Raw genomic sequence first — 19,686 nt, forward strand, 5'->3', positions numbered from 1 at the left:
TACTTCGCCGCCAATTGGTGGATTCGAAGTGGCGCGACAGCGCGGTGAAATCATCGCCGGGCAGTGCGTCGACGTCCTGAGAATCACAGACAGGCCGCGCATGCGGTTACCGGAAGATGGATGGATTGACGGTATGAGACTTCTTGACAGACTTCGTGGACCATGGGCGCGCCGCCTCGGTGTCGCGGCCATCGCCACGACCCTGCTGCCGGGTTTGGTCGGTGTCGCCGGTCAGTCGGCCACCGCCGGCGCCTTCTCCCGGCCGGGCTTGCCGGTCGAGTACCTGATGGTGCCGTCGGCCGGCATGGGTCGCGACATCAAGGTGCAGTTCCAGAGCGGCGGGCCCAACTCGCCGGCGGTCTACCTGCTCGACGGTTTGCGCGCGCAGGAGGACTTCAACGGCTGGGACATCAACACCCAGGCATTCGAGTGGTACCTGGACTCCGGTCTGTCGATCGTGATGCCCGTCGGCGGCCAGTCGAGCTTCTACTCCGACTGGTACCACCCGGCCCGCAACAAGGGCCCGACGGTCACCTACAAGTGGGAGACCTTCCTGACCCAGGAACTGCCGCAGTACCTGGCCTCGCAGCGTCAGGTCAAGCCGACCGGTAGCGCTGCGGTCGGCCTGTCGATGGCCGGTTCGGCGTCGCTGATCCTGTCGGTGTACCACCCCCAGCAGTTCACCTACGCGAGCTCGATGTCGGGCTTCCTGAACCCGTCCGAGGGCTGGTGGCCCTTCCTGATCAACATCTCGATGGGTGACGCCGGCGGCTTCAAGGCCGACGACATGTGGGGCAAGACCGAGGATCCGAACAGCGCCTGGAAGCGCAACGACCCGATGGTCCAGATCCCGCAGATCGTGGCCAACGGCACCCGCATCTGGATCTACTGCGGTAACGGCCAGCCCAACGAGCTCGGTGGCGGCGACCTGCCGGCGACCTTCCTCGAGGGTCTGACCATCCGCACCAACGAAACCTTCCGCGACAACTACCTCGCGGCCGGTGGCACCAACGGTGTGTTCAACTTCCCGAACAACGGCACCCACAACTGGGCGTACTGGGGTCGGGAGCTGCAGGCCATGAAGCCGGACCTGCAGGCGCACCTGCTCTGAGGCATGTCCTTGTCGGAAACCCCCGGTCGCGCGCGGCCGGGGGTTTCTGCATTCGGCACGGCCTTCGATCGGCGACCGAGGGCGTCTGATCCCGTGCTGGTTACTGTGGCGCTATGACGCAGATCAACGCGATGGTGGCCCATCAGGACGCGGACGGGGACATCGTCCTGCGCCACGAGATGCTCGAGGAGTCGGAACTTCCCGACGGGGACGTGACCATCGGTGTCGAATATTCCGGCGTCAACTACAAGGACGCCCTGGCGGTCACGCCGAAAGCCGGGGTGGCCGCGGCGTACCCGCTGGTGCCGGGGATCGACGTCGTCGGCACGGTGACGGCCAGCTCGGCACCGGACTTCGCGGTCGGTGACACCGTCATCGCCCACGGACAGGACATCGGCACCGGACGGCACGGCGGCTACGCGCAGAGCGCGCGTTATCCGGCCGACTACCTGGTCAAGCTCACCTCGACCAGCGCCGCGGATGCGGCCGCGATCGGCACGGCCGGGTTCACCGCGGCGATGAGCGTCGAGGCGGTGCGCGCACAGATCAGCCCGGACGCCGGCCCCATCCTCGTCACCGGCGCCACCGGCGGGGTCGGCAGCATCAGCGTGGACCTGCTCGCCGGCCTCGGCTACGAGGTGGTGGCATCCACCGGCAAGCGCGACGCACACGATCTGCTGCGTGAACTCGGCGCTACCGAGGTGATCGACCGCATCCCCGGCCCCGACGACAAGCTGCGGCCACTGGGCAAGGCGCACTGGGCTGCCGTGGTGGACTGCGTCGGCGGCAAGACCCTGGCCTATGCGTTGAGCACCATGAAATACGGTGGTGTGGCCGCGATCTCGGGGCTGGCCGGTTCGCCGGATCTCCCCGCCACGGTAATGCCGTTCATCCTGCGTGGGGTGACCCTCGTCGGCATCGACTCGGTGTTGCTGCCGCACGGGCGGCGCCGCGAGATCTGGCAGAAGATCGAATCCGACCTGCGGCCTCGTCATCTGGAGCGCATCACCCGCGATGTGCCCGTGCGTGAAGTCGACCAGGTTCTCAAGACGATCATCGGTGGCGGTGTCACCGGGCGGACCCGCATCGTGGTGCGCGACGGATTCTGATCAGGCCACCGGCGTGATCCGGACCGGCACGCCGTTGACCACCTGGGTGTTGCTCGGGACATCGACGAGCCCAACCGGATTGATCGCATTGACGTTGACACCGGGATGGGTGTTGGCCACCGCGAGCCGGGTGCCGCGAACGCCGTGGCCCCAGCCGTGCGGCAACGACAGCACACCTGGCGACATGTCGTCGGTGAGTTCGGCGACCACGCGCACCGACCCCTCCTCGGTCGACACATCGACCCTCTGACCGTCGGTGATGCCGTGGTCGGCGGCGTCGGCCGGGTGGATCAGGAGCGTGCAGCGATCCCGGCCACGCATCAGGCCCGGCACGTTGTGCATCCAGGAGTTGTTGGAGCGCAGATGGCGTCGACTGGTGAGCACCATCGGCTCGGCCGGTCGCTCCATCCGGGCCAGCAGCCGAGGGATGTCGTCGGTGAACAAAGGGTGGACCAACTCGATCCGGCCGGACGGTGTGGTCACCACCTCGCGCAGCCTGCCGCCTTCGACCTCGCCGAGACGCAGCCCGTCGGGATGACGGCGGACCGTCTCCAGGGTCAACCCGTCAGGCCGGCGACCCAGGTCGTCACCCCACGGTCCGACGCGGATGCCGAGATCGACCAGGCGTTCGGGCCCAACGCCTTTCAGGGCCCCGAACACCTCGGCCGGGTCCCGGCCGGACAGGGGAGTGTCCGCGGCTTGGCAGGCGGTGTGGACGATGCCCTGGGTGTACAAATCGTCGATTGCCGCCACGTCGACGTCGGGCACGGGAGTGCCCACCAGCGCGCCGGCCAGACGTAGCAGGATCTCCCACTCGGAGGGCCGGTCAGGCTGGGGTGCCAGCACCGGCTCGGACCACTTCACACACGAGGCAAGCGAATACATCCAGTATAGGTCGTCGCTGTGCGCTCGCTCCAGCGGTGAGAGCCCGGGCAAGATGACCTGCGCGTGCCGAGTGGTCTCGTTGAGCCAGTTGTCGACCGAGATCATCGCGTCGAGCCCGGCGAGCGCCGACTCCAGACGCCGGGCTCCCGGCGCGGACACCGCTGGGTTGCCCGCCACGGTGATCAACGCCCGGATTTGCCCGTCGCCGGGCGTGGTGATCTCCTCGGCCAGGCAGCTGACGGGGTACTGGCCCAGCACCTCGGGTGTGCCGCGCACGCGGCTACGGAACCGGCCGAACCGCCATCCCGGCGCGTCCTGGTCGGGGGGCTTCATGAACATCGGTGACCACATCACCGGTTTGGGGAACACCGCACCACCCAAGCGGTCCACGGCGCCCAGCGCGACGTTGAGGACGAACACCAACCAGGTGGCAAGGGTGCCGAATTCCTGTGTGCACGCGCCGATCCGGCTGTACAGCACCGGATGTTCGGCGGCCGCGAGGCCGGCGGCCAACCGGCGGATCACCTCGGCCGGGACGCCGGTCGCCGGTGCCACCCGCTCCGGGGAGAACTGTGCCGAGTACGCCACGACGTCATCGAGGCCGTCGACGAGGCCCGCAAGGTGTGGGGGTCGGCGGATCGCGTCGGTCTCGGCCAATGCGTGCAGCAGCGCGAAGAGCAACAGCGCGTCGGTGCCCGGTCGCACGGGCACCCACTCGCAGGCTCGTCGTGCGGTCTCGGTGCGGCGTGGGTCGACCACCGTGACGGTGCCGCCCCGACGTCGGATAGCCGCCAGTTTTCCCATGATGTCGGGCGCGGACAGCATCGATCCTTGGGACGCAGCCGGATTGGCGCCCAGGATCAGCAGATGGTCGGTGCGATCCAGATCGGGGACCGGCGAGTTCCACATGCCGCCGAACAGGAGTGTGCTGACGACATTGAGCGGCCACTGGTCGACGGTGCCGGGGGAGTAGTAGGCGCCCATACCGGCCGCGCCGCCCAATCCGACCAACGCGCCGACGTATGTCGCCAGTGCGAGGTTGTGCGCCACCGGGTTGCCGATGTACACGGTGGCCGCGGCGGCGCCGTGGCGGTCCAGCACCGGACGCAGCACCCGTTCCGTCTCGGCGAAGGCGTCGTCCCAGGACACCTCGTCGTGGCCGCCGGAGCGGTTGCGTACCAGAGGCTTTCGGAGTCGGTCCGGGTCTGCGTGCAGCTGGTGCAGGGACGCACCCTTCGGGCACAGGTGCCCGCGGGACCACACGTCGTCGGGGTTGGCTCGCACGGCGCGGACCGTGCCGTCCTCGACGGTGACCCGCAGACCGCACATCGCCTCACACAGCGGACAGGTGATCCGATGCTCCACCGCCGCACCGTAGCAAGCGGTACGCCCGGATCACTTCAATTCGGCAGAGCTCAGTCCGAGCAGACGACGCGCCACCACGAGCTGCTGGATCTGCTGGGTACCTTCGAAGATGTCGGTGATCTTCGAGTCGCGCGCCCACTTCTCCAGCAGTGTCTCTTCGGAATAGCCGGTCGTTCCGGCCATTTCGACGGCCTTGAGCGTGATGTCACTGGCCACGCGGGCCGCCTTGGCCTTGCCCATCGACGCTTCCTTGGAGTTCGGGATGCGGTTGTCGGCCTGCCATGCCGAGCGGACGGTCAGCAGGTAGCCGGATTCCCACTCGGCCTCCATGCGCAGGAACTCCGCGGCCGCGGCGCTCTGCGCGTGGGCGGGCTTGTCGTAGGAGATCTCGATGCCGGCGTCGATGAGGATCTTGCGCACCTCTTCCAGCGCGGCGCGGGCGACACCCACCGCCATCGCGGCCACGATGGGTCGCGTGTTGTCGAAGGTCTCCATGACCCCGGCGAAGCCCTTCTCCACGTGGATCTCCGGGTCGCCGAGCAGGTTGTCTTTCGGGATGCGCGCGTTGTCGAATCGGATCACCGCGGTGTCGGAAGCCTTGATGCCCAACTTGTGCTCGAGACGCTCGACGATGACGCCCGGGTGCTCGCGCGGGACGATGAACGACTTGATCGCCGCACGACCCTTGGACTTGTCCAGCGTCGCCCACACCACGATGTGGCTGGCGCGGGAGCCGGCGGTCACGAAGATCTTCTCGCCGTTGATGACGTATTCGTCGCCGTCGAGCACCGCCGTGGTGGACACCGCCGCGGAGTCGGATCCGAAACCGGGTTCGGTGATGGCCATCGCGGCCCACACGCCCTTGCCGAGGCGTTCGAGTTGCTCGGGCGTGGCCACCGAGGAGATCGCGGCGTTGCCCAGGCCCTGACGCGGCACCGACAGCAGCAGCGCGATGTCGCCCCACGAGATCTCGAGCGCGTTGAGCAGTGCGGACATGTTGGCGCCGTTGACGTTTGCCTTCTTCTCGTCATCGGTGGCACCGACGAACGCGTCGGTGCCCGCGAACGAGATGGTCTTGGCCTCGGAGATGCCCTCGAAGAGGTCGGCGAGGGTGTCGAGCTCCACCGGGTAGGCGTGCTCTTTGAGGTCGTACTTGCGGGAGATCGGCCGAATCATCTCGGCTGCGCCCTGGTGGCCCTTCTCGATGACCGCCTGCAGCTTCTTCGGCATCTCCAGGTTGATCGCCATGTCAGTCTCTTTTCGCGTGTGCGGGGAAAGTCGGGGGAGTTTCGGGTCGGGGATTCAGTTGAGGAAGAGTCGTGCGAGCTCAGAGCACGACCACGCCCTCGGCCACGCCGATGGCCCGAAGGTCGCGGTACCAGCGTTCGACCGGGTGCTCCTTGGTGTAGCCGTGGCCGCCGAGCAGCTGCACACCGTCCAGCCCGATCTGCATGCCCTTGTCGGTGCCCAGCTTCTTGGCCAGCGCGGCTTCCCGCGCGAACGGTAGGCCCTGTTCGGCGCGGGCCGCGCCGCGCCAGGTGATCAGGCGCAGGCCGTCGAGTTCGATCGCGATGTTGGCGCACATGAACGCCACCGACTGCCGGTGGGCGATCGGCTCGCCGAAGGCGTGCCGTTCCTTGACGTAGGGGATGACGTAGTCGAGCACCGCGTGCGAGGTGCCGACCGCCAGCGCGGCCCAGCCCAGCCGGGACAGCGCGATCGCCTCGGAGTAGTCGGCGTCGGAGGCTTCCTCCTCGCCGAGGCGCGCACTGACCGGGACGACGACATCGTTCAGTTCCACCTTGCCCAGCGCGGCGGCGCGGATCCCCATGCTCGGGTCGGCGGTGACGGTCACACCTTTGGTCGAGGACTCGACGATGAACAGGGAAGGCTTGCCGTTGAGTTGGGCGGCGACGATGAACAACTCGGCGTCGGCGGCCGCCGGCACCAGCGACTTCACGCCGTCGAGCCGGTAACCGCTCGGCGTGCGGACCGCGGTGGTCTTCAGTGCCGTGGGATCGAACAGCGGCTGCGGCTCGGCGATCGCGAGGCAGGCCTGCGGCACGTTCTCGCCGGCGAACTCCTTGAGGTAGGTGGCCTGCTGATCGGCGCTGCCCCAGTGCGTCAACGCCGAGGCCACGCCGCCCGGTGCCAGGATCGGCAGCGCCAGCCCCATGTCGCCGTAGGCGAGCGCCTCGGCGACCAGCGCGTTGGTGACCGTGCTGCGGTGTTCGGCGATCCCGTCGAAATCCTCCGGGATGTTGATGGCCGTGATGCCCAGCTCCGCAGCCTTGGTGATGAGGTCCGGCGGGTAGGCCGCGGCGTCGTCGGCGTCGGCGGCGGCGGGCCGCAGGATCTCCTCGGCGAACTCCTCGACGGTGGCGACGATCATCTTCTGGTCGTCGTCGGGGGTCAGGTCGAACAGGTCCGAGCCGCCGGGCTTGAGGCGGGTGGCGGGTTTGCCGAGGCCCTGGATCTTCTTGAACTGGCGGGTCGAGGCGCCGGCGGCGGAGAACGCCTGCTTGACGCCGTAGCGCAGACCCCGGTTCAGCGGATCGCGCAGGTTGTACTTGTCGAGGAACTCCTGCCCGAGCAGCGGGGTGATCAGGGCCAACCCGATGTCGGTGGCGGAGCGCCGGTGCTTCTGCAGGCCGATGGCGCTCTCGTGGTCAGCTCGCTTGGACGGCAAGGTGTTGGTCATGGTCAGCAGCCTTCGTCGAGGGTCGAGAAGCGTGAGGAAACGCAACTGACTCCAGAGTAAGGTAAGAAAACTGACTGCTGAGTAAGTTGGCGCTGTTTGTTACCGACCTCACAGGCTGGTCAGGGTGCCAGAGCGGCCAGCACCCGGGCGTGCAGCCGCCCGTTGGTGGCCACCGCGCTGCCCCCGTGCGGGCCCGCCACGTCGGCGAGGTCGGTGAACCGTCCACCCGCCTCCCGAACCAGGACGTCCAACGGCGCCAGGTCCCACAACTTCACCTCGGGTTCCACCGCGATGTCCACCGCACCCTCGGCGACCAGACAGTAGGACCAGAAGTCGCCGTAGCCGCGCACCCGCCACACCGCGTCGGTCAATCCGACGAACCGGGACCGCCCGTCCTCCCACCCCGTCGTCAGATCCGAGTACGACAGACTGGCTGCGTCGAGATCGTCGACACCGGACACCGAGATCCTGCGCGTCTGCCCGGCAAACGACGTGAACGCGCCGCGGCCGTCTGCGGCCCACCACCGTCGTCCCAGCGCCGGTGCGCTGACCACGCCGACGACGGGAGTGCCGTCGACGAGCAGCGCGATCAGCGTGGCCCACACTGGAACCCCGCGCACGAAGTTCTTGGTCCCGTCGATGGGGTCGATCACCCACTGGCGACCCGTCAGATCGGTTCGTCCGCCGAATTCCTCACCGAACACCGAGTCGTCCGGGCGCTCGGCGCCCAGGCGGGTGCGCAGCAGCTTCTCGGTGTCCAGGTCGGCGTCGGTGGCCGGTGACATGTCCGGTTTGGTCTCCACGCGCAGATCGAGCGCACCGAAGCGCTGCATGGTCAGCGCGTCGGCTTCCTCGGCCAACGACAGAGCCAGCTCGAGGTCGTCTTCGACTGCGCGCGCAGGAGTTCCCATAGCCCTCGTCCTACCATGACCGAATGGTGGAACTCGCGATCATGCTGCTGATCATCGGCGCCATCGCCGTGCTGGCCGCGCCGTGGATCATGCGCCGGCGCGGCGTGGGCAATGACTGGGTGCCGGGAACACTGCTGGTCACGGGTGTCAGCCCGCGTCCCGACGGCGTCGAGGGCGAGCAGTTCGTCACGATCACCGGGGTGATCAACGGACCGACGGTCAACGAGTACACCGTGTATGCGCGGCTGGCGCTCGACGTGTCGTCCTGGCCCAGCATGGGGCAGCTGTTCCCGGTGATGTACTCGCCGGGCAACCCCGAGAAGTGGGCGTTCGCGCCGCAGGAGCCGCCGGCACAGCCCCCGCAGGAGCCGCTGCCCTGACCCGGACGTCAGTCGTGCCCGACCACGCGCAGCATGTCGGCGACCCGGCTCAGCTTGACCCGCGGCCGGCCTGAACCCTGCCCGGCGTTGCGCTCGTAGTCGTCGATCAGCTTCCACTGGTCGTTGGTGACGAGCTTGGGTTGGCGCTGCGCCAGCCAGCTGTGCAGGGCCTCGTCATGGTCGGCGGGGAAGTCGGACAACGTCGCGCTCTGCAGGTCATGCAGCAGCGTGTCGACAGTGTCCTGCGAGTCCTTCTTGTTGCTGCCGATCACGCCGGTGGGTCCGCGCTTGATCCAGCCGACGACGTATTCGTTGCGCGACCCGTCCACCTTGCCCTCGACGTGCGGAATGGTGCCGGAGCGCTCGTCGAACGGCAGACCCGGCGTGGGCAGCCCGCGGTATCCGACTGCCCGGACCACCAGCTGCGCGGGCACTTCCTCGCGTTCACCGGTGTCCTCCGCGGCGACCCGCCCGTCGGCGCCGGTGACCAATCGGTTGCGCCCCAACACGATCGACTCGACCCGCTTGTCCCCGCGGATCTCGATCGGCGAGGTGCAGAAGCGGAACACGATGCGTCGCTTGGCATTGGCCGGGGTGGTCTCGGCGTAGCCGCGCAACACCTTGATGTTGTTGCGCACGGTCTTGCCCGCCGCCTCAAGATCCTCGTCGGTGATGTCGGCGAAATCGGCCGGGTCGACGATGACGTCGACGTCGCCGAGGCCTTCCAACGCCCCGAGCTCGCGCAGTTCCAGCGTGGTGAACGGCGCCTGGAGCGGGCCACGGCGACCGATGATCAGGACTTCCTCGACGCCGCGCGCGTGCAGGGAGTCCAGCGCGTGGTCGGCGATGTCGGTGGCGGCCAGCACGTCGGGGTCGCTGACCAGGATGCGGGCCACGTCGATCGCGACGTTGCCGTTGCCGATGACCACCGCCCGGCCGCCGGAGATGTCGGGGGCCATCTCCTCGAAGTACGGGTGCGCGTTGTACCAGCCGACGAAGTCGACGGCCGCGACGCTGCCCGGCAGATCCTCGCCCGGAATGCCGAGCTGACGGTCCGACTGTGCGCCGATCGCATAGATCACCGCGTCGTAGCGCTCGGCCAGCTCGGCCGAGTGGACGTGGTTCCCGACCTCCACGTTGCCGAAAAACCGGAATCGGGGGTCGGCCGAGGTCTTCTCGAACTGGTCGCTGATCGACTTGATCTTCGGGTGGTCGGGCGCGACACCCGACCGGACCAGACCCCACGGGGTGGGCAGCATCTCGATCATGTCGACACGGACGTCGCGCTGCGGGTCGGAGTCCGCGGCCTTCAACAACGAGGCCGCGGCGAAGTATCCGGACGGTCCTGAGCCGACGATCGCCACGTGGTACGGGCGCAAAGGGGGCATTGGGCGCTACCTTCTGTCGCTGCCCGGGCGCGCGCAAGGGGCTGTCGCGTCGCGGCCGGGCGGGGATGGCACCCCGATGCTAGATCGCCGCCGCGGTCGGGCGGTGGCAATCGACACGTCGTGCCGGAAATGCCTGTTGCGGGACGTCGATGGCGCTGGACGCTGCGTGTCAGCCGGCGGGGGCGGTGGGTACCCTGATGTTCCGTGGATGCCGACCGTCAATCTGATATCGCCGCTCTCGATTCCACGCTCACCACAGTGGAGCGTGTGCTCGATATCGACGCGCTGCGCGGTCGCATCCGGCAACTGGAGCTCGACGCCTCCGATCCGAACCTGTGGGACGACCAGAGCCGTGCGCAAAAGGTGACCAGCGAGCTGTCCCACGCGCAAGGCGAACTGAGGCGCGTCGAAGACCTGCGCCGGCGCCTCGACGACCTTCCCGTGCTCTACGAACTCGCCTCCGAAGAGGAAGGTGCGAGCGGCGCGGAAGCCCTCGAAGACGCCGACACCGAGCTCAAGCAGTTGCGCGCCGACATCGAGGCCATGGAAGTGCGGACCCTGCTGTCCGGCGAGTACGACGAGCGTGAGGCGCTGGTCAACATCCGCTCCGGCGCCGGCGGCGTGGACGCCGCCGACTGGGCGGAGATGCTGATGCGGATGTACATCCGCTGGGCCGAACAGCACGGCTATCCCGTCGAGGTCTACGACACCTCCTACGCGGAGGAGGCGGGCATCAAGAGCGCGACGTTCGCGGTGCTGGCGCCGTTCGCCTACGGCACGCTGTCGGTCGAACAGGGCACCCACCGTCTCGTGCGGATCAGCCCGTTCGACAACCAGGGGCGCCGGCAGACGTCGTTCGCCGAGGTCGAAGTGCTGCCGGTCACCGAGACCACCGACCACATCGAGATCCCGGAAAACGATGTCCGAGTCGACGTGTACCGCTCCAGCGGTCCCGGCGGCCAGTCGGTCAACACCACCGATTCCGCGGTCCGGCTCACCCACATCCCGACCGGCATCGTCGTCACCTGTCAGAACGAGAAGTCGCAGCTGCAGAACAAGGTGTCGGCGATGCGCGTATTGCAGGCCAAGCTGCTCGAACGCAAACGCCAGGAGGAGCGTGCCGAGATGGACGCGCTCAAAGGTGACGGCGGCAGCTCCTGGGGCAACCAGATGCGCTCCTACGTGCTGCACCCGTACCAGATGGTGAAGGACCTGCGCACCGAATACGAGGTGGGCAACCCCGCCGCGGTGCTCGACGGCGACATCGACGGATTCCTGGAGGCCGGTATCCGCTGGCGTAACAGGCGCGATGACGAGTAAAGCCTTGGCGATGTCTCCCGGGATCGTCTGGCACAACTTCTGGCACGGCGAGATCGGTGAGTGGCTCCTCACCAAGGGCGTGGAGATCGCGCTCCTGGTCATCGGCGCTCTGCTGGCTGCGCGCTTCATCAGTTGGGGGTCGCGCAAGGTCACCCGCCGCCTGGAGGAGGGTTTTCAGACCGGCGACAAACTGGTCCGATCCGAGGCGTCCAAGCACCGCCAGGCCGTGGCGTCGGTGATCGAGTGGGTCGCGATCGTCATGCTGTTCGTGGTGGTCGCCGTCCAGATCACCAACGTCCTGAACGTCCCCGTCGGCTCGCTGGTCGCGCCGGCGGCGGTGCTGGGCGCCGCGCTCGGCTTCGGCGCCCAGAAGCTGGTGCAGGACCTGCTCGCCGGATTCTTCATCATCACCGAACGCCAGTACGGCTTCGGTGACCTCGTGCAGTTGAACATGGTCGGTGCGCCGGACGCCTCGGAAGGCACCGTCGAAGAGGTCACACTGCGGGTGACCAAACTGCGCACCGCCGACGGCGAGGTCTACACCGTCCCGAATGGCAACATCGTCCGCTCGCTGAACATGTCCAAGGACTGGGCGCGCGCCGTGGTCGACATCCCGGTCCCCGTCACCGCCGACCTCAACCGGGTCAACGAAGTGTTGCAGCAGGTGGGCGACACATCGATGGACGACCGCTACCTCAAGGATCTCCTGCTCGACCGTCCGTCGCTGATGGGTGTCGAGAGCATCAACCTCGACAACGTCAACCTGCGGATGGTGGCCCGCACCTTGCCGGGCAAACAGTTCGAAGCGGGACGACGGTTACGGGCGCTGGTGGTCAGCGCACTCGGCCGCGAGGGCGTGGTCAGCGCAACCGGCGCGGCACCGGTGGTCGACACGCTGCCGCCGGCCGGAGCGAAATCAGCCCAGGGAACCCGTCCCGCGTCGGGGGGAGATCGATAACCCATGGACCACCAGAGACTGCGGGTGCCCTCCTACCTGTTCCGGGGTCGGGTCCGGACCTCGACGTTGGCTCTGCTCGCGGTCTTCATCGGACTGTTCGTCGTCCAGCAGAACTACGAGCCGCCGGAGAAGCCGCCGCCCCCGGCGCAGGTCGTGCCCCCGGGCTTCGTGCCGGATCCCGACTACACCTGGGTGCCGCGCACCAACGTGCAGACCCGGGCTCCCGAGACCACGACCACCGCCCCGACCACCACCACGACGACGACAACCACCACCCCGACGCCTACGCCGACGACGACGCCGCCTTCTACCGACCCCGGGGCGCCGCTGCTGCCGGGGTTCCCGCCGGAGGCGACGACCACCGTCATCGACCCTGACGGCCGCGGTCCGCTGGGCCCGCAAACATTCGTCGCACCGCCTCCCGACGCTCCTGCGCCTCCGACGATCCCGCCTGTGGTGCCGCCGCCGCCCGCGACGCCGTAGTAGCTCCCGGGTTACCGCAGCTCCGCCCGCTACACTGGCGTGCCGTGATGATCACCCTCGAGAACGTCTCCAAGCAGTACAAGTCGTCGGGACGTCCGGCGCTCGACAACATCTCGCTGAAGATCGACAAGGGTGAGTTCGTGTTCCTGATCGGCCCCTCGGGGTCGGGTAAGTCGACATTCATGCGGCTGCTGCTCGCCGAGGAGCACCCCTCCTCGGGTGACATCCGCGTGTCCAAGTTCCACGTCAACAAGCTGTCGGGTCGGCACATCCCCGCGCTGCGTCAGGTGATGGGTTGTGTGTTCCAGGACTTCCGCTTGCTGCAGCAGAAGACGGTCTTCGAGAACGTCGCGTTCGCGCTGGAGGTCATCGGCAAGCGTGCCGACACCATCAACCGCGTCGTGCCCGACGTGCTGGAGATGGTCGGCCTGTCCGGCAAGGCCGGACGGCTGCCCGCCGAGCTGTCCGGCGGCGAGCAGCAGCGCGTGGCCATTGCGCGCGCATTCGTCAACCGTCCGCTGGTGCTGCTCGCCGACGAGCCGACCGGCAACCTCGACCCCGAAACCAGCAAGGACATCATGGATCTGCTCGAGCGGATCAACCGCACCGGAACCACGGTGCTGATGGCCACCCACGACCATCACATCGTCGACTCCATGCGCCAGCGGGTCGTCGAACTCGAACTCGGCCGGCTGATTCGCGACGAACAGCGCGGCGTCTACGGAATGGATCGCTAAGTGCGCTTCGGTTTTCTCGTCAACGAGGTCCTGACCGGGCTTCGCCGCAACGTCACCATGACGGTCGCGATGATCCTCACCACCGCGATCTCGATCGGCCTGTTCGGCGGGGGCCTGCTGGTCTTGCGGTTGGCCGACCAGTCCCGGGCGATCTACCTGGACCGGGTGGAGAGTCAGGTCTTCCTGACCAACGATGTCTCGGCCAACGACCCTGCATGCGACCTCGACCCGTGCAAGGCCCTGCGGCAGACCATCGAGGAGCGCGACGATGTCCGCTCGGTGCGCTTCCTCAATCGCGACGAGGCCTACGACGACGCGATCCGCAAGTTCCCGCAGTACAAGGATGTCGCGGGCCCCGACGCCTTCCCGGCGTCATTCGTGGTCAAACTCGAAGACCCCGAACGGCACCAGGAGTTCGACGAAGCGATGGTCGGCCGACCGGGGGTCCTCAACGTCCTCAACCAGAAGGACCTGATCGACCGGTTGTTCGCGGTGCTCGACGGCATCAGCAACGTCGCGTTCGCTGTTGCGCTGGTGCAGGCCATCGGCGCGGTGCTGCTGATCGCCAACATGGTCCAGGTCGCTGCCTACACCCGGCGCACCGAGATCGGCATCATGCGACTCGTCGGTGCCAGCCGGTGGTACACGCAGCTGCCGTTCCTGCTGGAGGCGATGCTGGCCGCACTGGTGGGGGTGGTGCTGGCGATTGCCGGCCTGATATCGGTGCGCACACTGTTCCTGGACAAGGCGCTCGACCAGTTCTATCAAGCCAACCTGATCGCCAAGGTCGACTACGCCGACATCCTGTTCTACTGCGCACCGTGGATGTTGTTCCTCGGCCTGGCGATGGCCGGGGTGACGGCCTACGTCACGCTGCGCCTCTACGTCCGGCGGTAGGTCGTGGCCAAGAAACCGAAGGCGCCCAAGGACACCAACAACCAGGTGGTCGCGACCAACCGCAAGGCGCGCCACAACTATTCGATCCTCGACACCTACGAGGCCGGGATCGCGCTGGTGGGCACCGAGGTCAAGAGCCTGCGTGAGGGGCAGGCCTCACTGGCCGACGCCTTCGCCACGATCGACGACGGCGAGATCTGGCTGCGCAACCTGCACATCCCCGAGTATCACCACGGCAGCTGGACCAACCATGCCCCGCGGCGCAACCGCAAGCTGTTGCTGCACCGTCGCCAGATCGACACGCTGGTGGGCAAGATCCGCGACGGGAACCTGACCCTGGTGCCGCTGTCGCTGTATTTCACCGGTGGGAAAGTGAAGGTCGAGTTGGCGTTGGCCCGCGGCAAGCAGGCGCACGACAAACGACAGGATCTGGCCCGTCGGGACGCCCAGCGTGAGGTGACCCGCGAACTCGGCCGCCGGGTCAAGGGCCGGACGACCTGATCGGACTGTCCCCGGGCCCAAGCCGATTGTGGCCCTCCGCGAGGGGGTAAGCGGCGGGCAGGTCGTCGGCATGGCGCCGGCGCTGACGGCCGCGGCCATGTTCGCCAACGGCGCTTGAGCAATGTCGCCCAGACGTAGCGCCGACAGGCGGTACGGTCCAGGTGGAGAAGGGGGCTGATCACGGGCTACCGGACGCGCGTCGTGTTGTTCACCGCCTTCGCTGCGTTGGCGGTACTGAACGCGTTCGCGTGGTGGGGTGCGCCGACGGCGTGGACGGTCTTCGCCGTCCTGGAGACGGTCGTCTGCTCCGCGGTGGTGGTGTACGGCTGTATCACCGCGCGGCGGGCCCGCGGTCTCGGCCGCGTCTGGCGGCTGATCATCGTGGTGGCGATGGCCGGGTTCCTCTTCGGCGAGATCATGTGGTGGATCGGGCCGGACTCTGCCCAGCCCGCGATGGCCACCTCGTATTTCGCTGCCACCGTCGTCGCGTTGGTCGCCCTGATGGTCATCGTCCGTGACGCCGGTCCCATCGCCCACCCGCCGGGCGAGTCCCGCCGGCATCTGGTCGCCACCTCCGTCATCGACGGTGCCATCGCCACCGCAGCGTTCGGCGTCGTGGTCGCCCTGGGCAACTGGGGAGCGACCACCGCGACGCTGCCCCGGTCAGGGAACGAGGTCGTCGAGTGGGCGTACTCGATGGTGGTCTGCATCGCCGTCGTGTACGCCGCCGTGTTCGCGATGGTGTACGGCGCCGACAAGCCGCATCGCTTCAACTTCATGTTCCTGGCCGGCGGTCTGGTGACGACGACGGCGTCCGACCGCCTCGTGGGCTACTTCGACGCCGTCGGCTCCGAGACCGGCATGTTGTGGGGTCAGATCGGCTTCGTCCTGGGCCCACTGCTGATCGCGATCTCGCTGGGGAATCCGCAGAAGGAGCGGGAGCAGGCACACCGATCCCCGGGGGCCCACACCAGGCGAGTCCTGTTGCCCTACATCGGATATTTCGCGGCCCAGACTCTGCTGGCGTTCCACGTGCTGTCCGGTCGGCCGCTGGGCCTGCTACCGGTCACGGTCGCCATGGTGATGATCACGCTCGTGGTGGTTCGGCAGATCGTGGCCATCGACGCCGAACGCAAGCTCACCGCACGGCTCTACGACGCGCAGCGAAGGCTGACCCACCAGGTCTATCACGATGCGCTCACCGGACTGCCGAATCGACTGTTGTTCGCCAAGCGGCTCGAAGAAGCCATGCGCGACGGTCCGTTCGTCCTGATCTTCATCGACCTCGACGACTTCAAAGAGGTCAACGACCGGTTCGGTCACGCCGGCGGTGACGACCTGCTGCGGGCGGTGGGGGAGCGGCTCAGCCGGAACGTCGGCGACCGGGACACGCTGGCCAGGATCGGGGGTGACGAGTACGCGATGCTGATCAGCGAAGAGTCCGAGGACCCGGAAGTCGTCGCCGACCGGTTGCGGGTCGCGCTCCGGGAACCCTTCGCCGTGCACGGCACCTCGGTGCGGGTCAGGGCCAGCATGGGCCTGGTCCACTCCACCACCGGCGGACCGTCACAGACCTCCGACGACCTCCTGCGGCAGGCCGACATCTCGATGTACGCCGGAAAGCGACTCGGGAAGGACTCCGCAGTCGTCTACCAACCTGCGTCGCGGGTCCAGTCGGACTTCCCGACTGCTCTCCGTGAGGCGGCAGGCGGGCCGCCGGAAGGATTCCGCCTGGTCTACCAGCCGGTGGTCAGCCTGACCTCCGGGGCGATAGTGGCGGTGGAGGCGCTCGCGCGGTGGACCGCGCCCAACGGCATGGAGATCCCGCCGGAGACGTTCGTCTCGGTGGCCGAGTCCGCGGGACTGGGCGCGCGGCTCGACGAACTCGTGCTCGACCTTGCCTGTCGGGAGGTGATGTCCAGCGGGCTGGAGGTCGACGTCCACGTCAACGTCGGGGCCGCCCGGCTGGGCAATCCGGGTTTCGAGCACCAGGTGCGCCGCGCGTGCGAACGGCATGCGCTGCCCGCACGACGCTTGGTGCTCGAGATCACCGAAACGTTGCCCATCATCGACCTCGCCCATGCCGCGGCCCAGATCGAGAGGTTCCGGGCCGTCGGGGTCAAGGCCGCGCTCGACGACTTCGGGGCCGGCTACAACTCGCTGACCTACCTGCATGCGCTGCCGGTGCACATCGTCAAGCTGGACCGCAGTCTGGCCGTCGGAGCCGAGCCGGAGCGCGACCTGACGCTGTACCGCTCGGTCATCGGACTGTGCACGGCACTGGATCTCGAGGTCATCGCCGAAGGCATCGAGACCACCGTGCAGGCCGGGACCATCCTGGCGGCCGGCTGCCGCCTGGCCCAGGGCCACCTGTTCGGGCGGCCGAGCCCCCTCGCCGACATCCGCCGCGAGTGGCACGACGTCGTGACCGATGACCAGGGTGAACATCAACTCGACCCCGGCTCCTACGTCAACGGATCGTGATCCGACGGGAATGAAATCCGGTTGGGTGCCGTTGAGACAACCGGTATCATCGGAGGCTCCCGACAACCGTCGGGGACGGTGAACAAACCTCAGGGGGCTGAACGGTTTCGACTTCGAGCATCGAATCAAGGGAAGCGTGCCGGTGCAGGCAAGAGACCACCGTTAAGCGTCGTTGCAACCAATTAAGCGCCGATTCCAATCAGCGCGATTACGCTCTCGCTGCCTAAGCGAAGCTAATCCGTCAGACCGGGAAAGCCCTCGACCCGGACCCTGGCGTCATCTAGAGGGATCAACCGAGTGGCTCGGTCGCGGAGCCTCTCGGGACACCAAACAGCGACTGGGATCGTCATCCTGACTTGTTCGCGTGATCAGGAGATCCGAGTAGAGACATAGCGAACTGCGCACGGAGAAGCCTCGAGGGAATGCCGTAGGACCCGGGTTCAATTCCCGGCAGCTCCACCGGAGACGAAGGTCAGAGACGAAAGTCTCTGACCTTCTCTTTTGGGTGCCTCCGGCGCCCCAGTCCGCATGCCAGGCTCCGAGGGCCGGAGGATGGCGGCTGCGCGATCCCGCCGCAACTGGCGGCCGCAACGTTGACAACCAAACGGGAGTGCACGAATGAGCGAGTCCGGCGCATCGGAGGACGCGATCGACCCGGCGGCCGGTACTCCGGCCGAGCGGCGCACCCCGTGGGTCGCCATCGGGGCGCTGGCCCTGGGCATCTTCGTGATGATCACCATCGAGGAGCTGCCCATCGGTGTGCTCACCCTCATCAGTGACGACCTGGGGATCAGCAGCGGGGTGGCGGGACTGACCGTCACGATCCCCGGAATCCTGGCCGGCGCGGTCGCTGTGTTCACTCCGACGCTCATCGGCCGCCTCGACCGCAGACTCGCCCTGGTGCTCGCGCTGCTGCTGGTGTTCCTGTCAGCCGTCACATCGGCCATCGCGCCGAATCTGGTGACGTTGCTGGCCTCCCGGCTGTTCGCCGGGATCTCCATCGGGATCTTCTGGGCGCTGCTGGCGGTCGTGACCGCCCGCGTGGCGCATTCCGCCGACCTCGCCAAGGCGTTGACCGTCGCGTTCGGCGGGGTCTCGGCGGCCATCGTCATGGGGGTGCCGTTCGCGGCCTGGATCGGCGCGGTGGTGGGGTGGCGCTGGGCCTTCGTCCTCGTCGGGGCGCTGGGCTTGCTGGTCGCCGCCGCTCTGTTCGTGCTCCTGCCGCCGGTCACGGTGCAGGAGCGCTCGTCACTGCGACAGCTCGGCTCCGCGTGGTCCATCTCGACGGTGCGGCTCGGGGTCCTGGTGACTTTGGTGCTGGTCACCTTCCACTTCACGGCGTACACCTACGCGAGCCCGGTGCTGCAGGACCGCGTCCACATCACCGCCGGCGGTGTCGGCCCGATGCTGTTCGTGTTCGGCATCGCCGGCTTCATCGGCAACTTCGTCGCCGGCCCGCTACTGCGGCGGTCGACCCGAGCCACGTACGTGGCACTGCCCATCGGTGTGATGGTCGGTGTGCTGGTGGTCGGACTGCTCGCCGGCGGAGTGGCCGACGGCGCCGCGGCCATGGCGCTGTGGGGGCTGTTCGGCGGGGCCATCAGCGTGGTCACCCAGGCCTGGATCCTGCATACCGCAGGCGATCTGTCCGAACCGGCCACGGCGCTGAACAGCGGCGCATTCAACATCGCCATCGCCTTCGGTGCGCTCATCGGCGGGCGGGCCTACGACGGCGGCGGCGCGGTGGCGGTCACCGTGTCGGCAGCCGCCGGTCTGGCGTTGGCCGCGCTGCTGGCCACATGGGCCGCGGCTCGGGATCGCAGGGGCGCAGCAGGGGCGGAGGCGAGCGGTTTGCGATAGCCCTCAGCTGCAGGCAACCCGCGTTGGTCTGGTTTGGGCCCGACGTTCCGCTGTGCCGGGTTGCGCGGGCTCGCTAATGTGAAGCAATGACGGCGACTCCGTCTGCAGGGGCGCGACGCCGGCGCCCGCGTAGGGTCGAACACGTCTTGCTGGGCAAGCGCGGCGCCCCACTGGAGCTTGCCGAGTGTATCCACCGCACCACGAGTGTGGACGATGTCTGTCTGACTTGCCGGCGGTACGTGGGCGACAAAAAACCGCAAGCCCCACGGCCTGGCCCGCCGCGGTGGAAACCGCCGATGATCCCCCAGGTGCCGGTGCCGCAGCAGCACTACATGATCGCCCAGCAGCTCTATCAGCGTCGTTGCGGCATGACCGTGGCCGAGCTGTCCGAGGTGGTGAAGTTGGGCCGGTCGCAGGTGCAGAACGGCCTGCAGTACCTTGAGCAGAAGGGGCTGGCCGTATGCCACGGCCGCCGTGCGGCTGCGAGGTGGGCGGCCACCGCGCTGCTGCGCAGGGTAGGGCCGAAATCTGTGACCTCACAACGGGACTGAGTAGTCCGCCTGGCGGCAACTCAAGCGCGAGCGACTCCGGGTAAC

Annotated in this window: 17 protein-coding genes and 1 other RNA gene; 13 read left to right on the forward strand and 5 right to left on the reverse strand. The window is 67.7% G+C overall.

What is annotated here, in order from left to right; genetic code table 11:
* Positions 1-133 precede the first annotated feature (133 nt).
* A complete protein-coding gene (locus ACAG25_RS14395) occupies positions 134-1,111 on the forward strand; it encodes an esterase family protein (RefSeq protein WP_370489141.1) in 978 nt (325 codons plus the stop codon).
* A 113-nt stretch (positions 1,112-1,224) separates the two neighbouring features.
* Positions 1,225-2,220, forward strand: coding sequence for an MDR family oxidoreductase (locus ACAG25_RS14400; RefSeq protein WP_370489142.1), 996 nt, complete (start codon positions 1,225-1,227; stop codon positions 2,218-2,220).
* Here ACAG25_RS14400 and ACAG25_RS14405 read toward each other — a convergent pair whose 3' ends face one another.
* The 4 genes from ACAG25_RS14405 to hisN all read right to left on the reverse strand — a co-directional run bounded on the left by ACAG25_RS14405 (position 2,221) and on the right by hisN (position 8,082).
* Entirely contained in the window at positions 2,221-4,470 is a 2,250-nt protein-coding gene (locus ACAG25_RS14405) for a molybdopterin-dependent oxidoreductase (protein WP_370489143.1), read from the reverse strand.
* 30 nt (positions 4,471-4,500) lie between these two features.
* Positions 4,501-5,718, reverse strand: coding sequence for an acyl-CoA dehydrogenase family protein (locus ACAG25_RS14410; RefSeq protein ID WP_370489144.1), 1,218 nt, complete (start codon positions 5,716-5,718; stop codon positions 4,501-4,503).
* Positions 5,719-5,797: 79 nt separating this feature from the next.
* Positions 5,798-7,171 carry an acyl-CoA dehydrogenase family protein gene (locus ACAG25_RS14415; RefSeq protein ID WP_370489145.1) on the reverse strand — a complete coding sequence of 458 codons (1,374 nt, stop codon included), beginning with the start codon at positions 7,169-7,171 and terminating at the stop codon, positions 5,798-5,800.
* Positions 7,172-7,290: 119 nt separating this feature from the next.
* Positions 7,291-8,082, reverse strand: coding sequence for a histidinol-phosphatase (hisN, locus tag ACAG25_RS14420; protein ID WP_370489146.1), 792 nt, complete (start codon positions 8,080-8,082; stop codon positions 7,291-7,293).
* A 23-nt stretch (positions 8,083-8,105) separates the two neighbouring features.
* Between hisN and ACAG25_RS14425 the strand changes: the two genes are divergently transcribed.
* Entirely contained in the window at positions 8,106-8,462 is a 357-nt protein-coding gene (locus ACAG25_RS14425) for a hypothetical protein (protein ID WP_370489147.1), read from the forward strand.
* 8 nt (positions 8,463-8,470) lie between these two features.
* Here the strand turns inward: ACAG25_RS14425 and ACAG25_RS14430 are convergent, their stop codons facing one another.
* A complete protein-coding gene (locus tag ACAG25_RS14430) occupies positions 8,471-9,850 on the reverse strand; it encodes an FAD-dependent oxidoreductase (protein ID WP_370489148.1) in 1,380 nt (459 codons plus the stop codon).
* Positions 9,851-10,054: 204 nt separating this feature from the next.
* Here ACAG25_RS14430 and prfB point away from each other — a divergent pair, with 204 nt between their 5' ends.
* From prfB to ACAG25_RS14480, 10 genes are all read left to right on the forward strand, one after another.
* Positions 10,055-11,170 (forward strand): peptide chain release factor 2, encoded by a 1,116-nt coding sequence (prfB, locus tag ACAG25_RS14435; RefSeq protein WP_370489149.1) that lies wholly within the window; start codon positions 10,055-10,057, stop codon positions 11,168-11,170.
* Complete coding sequence (locus ACAG25_RS14440; RefSeq protein ID WP_370489150.1) at positions 11,160-12,128, forward strand: mechanosensitive ion channel family protein; 969 nt, start codon at positions 11,160-11,162, stop codon at positions 12,126-12,128. Before prfB ends, ACAG25_RS14440 begins: the two co-directional genes overlap by 11 nt.
* A gap of 3 nt (positions 12,129-12,131) precedes the next feature.
* Positions 12,132-12,611 (forward strand): hypothetical protein, encoded by a 480-nt coding sequence (locus ACAG25_RS14445; RefSeq protein WP_370489151.1) that lies wholly within the window; start codon positions 12,132-12,134, stop codon positions 12,609-12,611.
* A 47-nt stretch (positions 12,612-12,658) separates the two neighbouring features.
* Positions 12,659-13,348, forward strand: coding sequence for a cell division ATP-binding protein FtsE (gene ftsE / locus ACAG25_RS14450; RefSeq protein WP_370489239.1), 690 nt, complete (start codon positions 12,659-12,661; stop codon positions 13,346-13,348).
* Positions 13,349-14,245, forward strand: a complete 897-nt coding sequence (gene ftsX / locus ACAG25_RS14455; protein WP_370489152.1) for a permease-like cell division protein FtsX — start codon at positions 13,349-13,351, stop codon at positions 14,243-14,245.
* Between the two features lie 3 nt (positions 14,246-14,248).
* Positions 14,249-14,746, forward strand: a complete 498-nt coding sequence (smpB, locus tag ACAG25_RS14460) for an SsrA-binding protein SmpB (RefSeq protein ID WP_370489153.1) — start codon at positions 14,249-14,251, stop codon at positions 14,744-14,746.
* Positions 14,747-14,947: 201 nt separating this feature from the next.
* Entirely contained in the window at positions 14,948-17,230 is a 2,283-nt protein-coding gene (locus tag ACAG25_RS14465; protein ID WP_370489154.1) for a putative bifunctional diguanylate cyclase/phosphodiesterase, read from the forward strand.
* A 93-nt stretch (positions 17,231-17,323) separates the two neighbouring features.
* Positions 17,324-17,692, forward strand: a transfer-messenger RNA (tmRNA) gene (gene ssrA / locus ACAG25_RS14470).
* Positions 17,693-17,848: 156 nt separating this feature from the next.
* Positions 17,849-19,090, forward strand: coding sequence for an MFS transporter (locus tag ACAG25_RS14475; protein WP_370489155.1), 1,242 nt, complete (start codon positions 17,849-17,851; stop codon positions 19,088-19,090).
* Positions 19,091-19,386: 296 nt separating this feature from the next.
* Positions 19,387-19,641: a hypothetical protein gene (locus tag ACAG25_RS14480; protein WP_370489156.1), complete on the forward strand. Its 255-nt coding sequence runs from the start codon at positions 19,387-19,389 to the stop codon at positions 19,639-19,641.
* Positions 19,642-19,686 lie beyond the last annotated feature (45 nt).

Origin of the sequence: Mycobacterium sp. pV006 (assembly GCF_041287115.1) — a bacterium.
Classification (GTDB): domain Bacteria; phylum Actinomycetota; class Actinomycetes; order Mycobacteriales; family Mycobacteriaceae; genus Mycobacterium.